Raw genomic sequence first — 3,524 nt, 5'->3', positions numbered from 1 at the left:
CGCGGTTGGCCGCCGCATAGCCACTCCGCGCCCGCCGCCTCCCCTCGACGACAAGGTTGAGATTGCAGTCAACGAGAAGCCCGGCCCCGTGCCAGCAAACCGGGCTTCTTCAACAGCCTGCTAGAGCCCAGAGTCGTGCCGACTCCATCGCAATGGATATTCCCGAGGCAGAGTCTAATCTCAGGGCCTGAACCCAAGCGACTCTTCAAGGACGGAGGTTCAGACGTGGCCTAAGCCGATGGACGCGGTTGCTGTCTACCTGGGCGCCATACGTTAGTTCCGAGCGTAGCCGCAGGCGGAGTTGAGAAACCCCGTGTGACCTCTGGACACAGGGCTTTCAGCAAGGAGTCAGGTAGCCATGCACCACCAATTCAGACAGAACTCCTGGTCGGGAACGCTTGAGCTCCTGATCGAGGCGGAACTCCTCCCCGAGCTGCCGCCGCGATTTACGCTAGAGCGTTCTCACGAATGGATCGAACGTCTCCTGGCGCAGCAGGCGGGCATCTATCCAGTACGAAGGAAAGGTAGCAATCGCGGAAAGGTGGTCCAGTTCGGCGCGATGAAGTTTGTCTTCATTGATAACGAGGCTCTCTCTTGGATCAATGAGGGACTGCGGGCGGGCCGGGTCCCAAGTATGGGATTTCTGGACCTCTTCTCGGGAGGGGTGGTTCCGCTGGCGCGCCATGTCGAGTTCGACCCCTCGCAGCACATTCCGGGCTGGCGCGCCCTGCACGTGGATACCGAGCTTCGCCGACGGGGACTGAAGCTTGCGCATCTGGTGGACGCGGGCCAGGGCGAGTCGCCAGTCACCCTTGAGCAGTTCTCGAACCGGTTTCGAAGAACCATGAGTCCTGCCAACATCATGCCGTTTCCGTCGAGCCGCTGCGTGAACTTCCAGGTGACCAAGGCGCCATTCATTATTTGCCGCAAGGATCTCGCCGAGGAGCGCGCGATTCAGAGTGTGCTGCTCGCTGCCATGCAAGAGCACGCAGGCGGTGGGCTGGTTGAAGCGATTGTCGGGGCCAGTGGCAATAAGCTCAGACCTGCTCCCTACTGGAGGGAAACCGCCCGGCGGATCGAGCTTGAGATTCTGCCCAAGGAGCGTGCCGAAACGGAGTGCAAGCCAGTCTATAAAGGAGATGGCGGGCCCACGGTTTTTGAGCGCGCCAGGCACTACTCTGGGGCTCAGATTAAAGAGGCGCTTGGGGGCGGCACCTATATGCAGGTCGTGGTCAAACGACGAGGCGTCGGTACGATCTGCATTCGATTCAGAGAGGATATCAACCCTCAATGGCGCGAAGAAGAACTCTGGATCCATAACAGCGAAAAAGGCCAGCGGATCAAAGATGCTCGCGCCTGGGTGAAGAGCGGTGCGGCAGTGCCGGTTTTCGTCAAGAAGATCGGGCGCGACGACTGGACGTTCATCGGCCGTGCCTGGGGCGAAACCGGATTCGAAGGCGCGGAGGCAGCCCAGCATGCCAAGGATGAGCGGGTCGGACTGATCCTGCACCTTCTACGTGAAGATGAGGAGGAGTGAGTCACGCTGGTCGGACGCCCGAAGCCTGCCCAGATCGAACTTCGGCATCCTGGGAATTTCTCTCACCCCGAGTTGGAGGGACCTATGGGGAGCTCCCTGCGTCGCGAGCCAGTAGCTGGACGCGTGAGCCGGAGGGTATTCATTTAGTTCGTGCTGATCTTGTCCTGAGACGCCTGGAGTCCGCGGGGGCGCCGCATGCCCATTTCGACCATCACCTCGCGGGAGCGCTTCGCCATCTCGTGCAGTTCAGCCACCACTTCCTTACGGCCGTAGGCATCTCCCGCTCCGAGCCAACGGCGAAGGTCCTCCACCAGTTCGCGCGCCGTCTGGTAGCGAGCGTCCGGGCGGGGCTGGAGGAGCTTGCGCAGAGCCAAGCCCAACCCCTGCGGAAGCGGCTCCGTCAACGCCTCCAGGTCCGCTTGCGTGTAGGTCGCCGCTCGCCAGATCGCGTCCTCCACACCGACAGGACTCCCAGCGAGGCGGGCCCGCCTGACGGCACGTCGGACCCGCACCAGCTGCCTGCCCGAAAGCGAGTCCTTCACCTCTTCGGTCAAGGCGTCCGGGGCATCGAGGATGTTCTTCCCCGTCGCCAATTCGAGCAGGACATTGCCGAGCGCGAAGAGGTCAGAACGAGCATCCACACACCCGGTCAGGAGCATTTCCGGGGAGGAGTAGAACGCATCCCCCTGCGGCCGGCGCACCGTGGACGAAACGCGGCCGGGCAGGTCCGAAAGGGCGAGCCCGAAGTCGGAGACCTGCACGTCGCCGTTCCAATCGACGAAGATGTGATCAACGTCGAGCGCCCGGTGAACGATGTGGAGGGAGCGCCCATGCTCGTCCTTCACCTCGTGGGCATGCTCCAGGGCCGCGGCGATGCGCGCCCCGACATGGAATGTGAAGAGGGGAGAGAACCGGCGACCGCATTCCCCAGATAGCGTCAACAGGGTGTTGATGCTGTGGCCCGACGGATGCTCGGTGATGACGTACCAGCACCCTTCCGCCTTGTGCAGCCCATGGACACGGAGGATGCCCGGATGGTCGAGGTACGTCGCGAGGCGCACCTGCTCTTCCACCTTCGCCCGCGCCCGCTTGATGCGAGGCATCTCCATCAACTTCGGAACGCCCACAGCCTTGAGCAGCACCTTGCCCCGGATGCTGCCTTCCGAAGTACGGCGTCGGGCCAGCAGGAGACTCAAGCCGTGGTCGACCTCTCCCAGGTCTTCGCGGAACTCGTACTGGACGCCGTCCCTCGTGAAGAGAATCGCCCCGCGTGGAAGCCTGAACTCACCTGCCGACATGATCTTTCCTCCTCGCGCGCAGGCAGCCGGGCCAACGCGTCTTGGGCGACGTTACCCGTGGGATTGGCAGCGGGGGAACGACCCTGGAGGGTTCTGTCGGGTCTGGAGAGGAGGGGCGCGAACTCAAGCACCTACCCACCACGTCACCACGGGCCCACTCAGGGCCAGCGGTCTACAACAAACCCGGCACCCCGATTGGACGCCTTCACCCTGCCGTCCTTGAACGCCTCGGCAGTCCCCTCCGCCACGACGCAGATGGGGTACTCCTCCTGCCCCGGCAGCTTCACACGGTCATATCGGATGACGAGAGCTGGCCCATCCACACGCCCCATCTTGTCGGAGAGGTAGTAAGCCTTGCCGTAGAAGTGTGTCCCACGAGGGGCGACCGCAAGCTGCCGGTCGTCGTTGACGCCTTTCGGGACGACTCCCACCACCTCCGCGCCAGCGGTGAACCACGCAAATTCAAACTCCGCCTGGCGGTCGTCGAGTTGGAGGTTGAACTGCTCTGCGACCTCCCAGTGAAGCTGCTCCCGCATGGCCTCTTCCGCCCCAGCCGGGCAGGTGAACGCCTCGGGCCGGATCTGGGCACCCGGACAACCCGCCACCAGCGCCGCGGCGAGCGACAGCGACGCGCACTTGACGGCGGCAGCGGACTCCTTCGGCGGGCGGGGCGCACGTCCTGGGGGCTG

The 3,524-nt window shown here is 63.5% G+C and carries 2 protein-coding genes and 1 pseudogene; 1 reads left to right on the top strand and 2 read right to left on the bottom strand.

Annotation, left to right across the window (positions count from 1 at the left end):
- Positions 1-358: 358 nt before the first annotated feature.
- Positions 359-1,537 carry a hypothetical protein gene (locus D7X32_RS43660; protein WP_147450512.1) on the top strand — a complete coding sequence of 393 codons (1,179 nt, stop codon included), beginning with the start codon at positions 359-361 and terminating at the stop codon, positions 1,535-1,537.
- Positions 1,538-1,680: 143 nt separating this feature from the next.
- Here D7X32_RS43660 and D7X32_RS43655 read toward each other — a convergent pair whose 3' ends face one another.
- Both D7X32_RS43655 and D7X32_RS43650 read right to left on the bottom strand, forming a co-directional pair.
- Positions 1,681-2,835 carry a serine/threonine protein kinase gene (locus tag D7X32_RS43655; RefSeq protein ID WP_120608373.1) on the bottom strand — a complete coding sequence of 385 codons (1,155 nt, stop codon included), beginning with the start codon at positions 2,833-2,835 and terminating at the stop codon, positions 1,681-1,683.
- Between the two features lie 158 nt (positions 2,836-2,993).
- Positions 2,994-3,524 (bottom strand): annotated as a pseudogene (locus D7X32_RS43650) (serine/threonine protein kinase); the annotation flags it as partial.

This window comes from Corallococcus carmarthensis, from assembly GCF_003611695.1.
Classification (GTDB): Bacteria; Myxococcota; Myxococcia; order Myxococcales; family Myxococcaceae; genus Corallococcus; species Corallococcus carmarthensis.
Note: the sequence above shows the minus strand (reverse complement) of the source record. Positions and strands in the feature narration are given on the sequence as shown.

Coding starts and splice junctions, on each gene's coding strand:
- D7X32_RS43660 (WP_147450512.1), top strand. CDS start 359: ATGCACCACCAATTCAGACAGAACTCCTGGTCGGGAACGCTTGAGCTC.
- D7X32_RS43655 (WP_120608373.1), bottom strand. CDS start 2,835: ATGTCGGCAGGTGAGTTCAGGCTTCCACGCGGGGCGATTCTCTTCACG.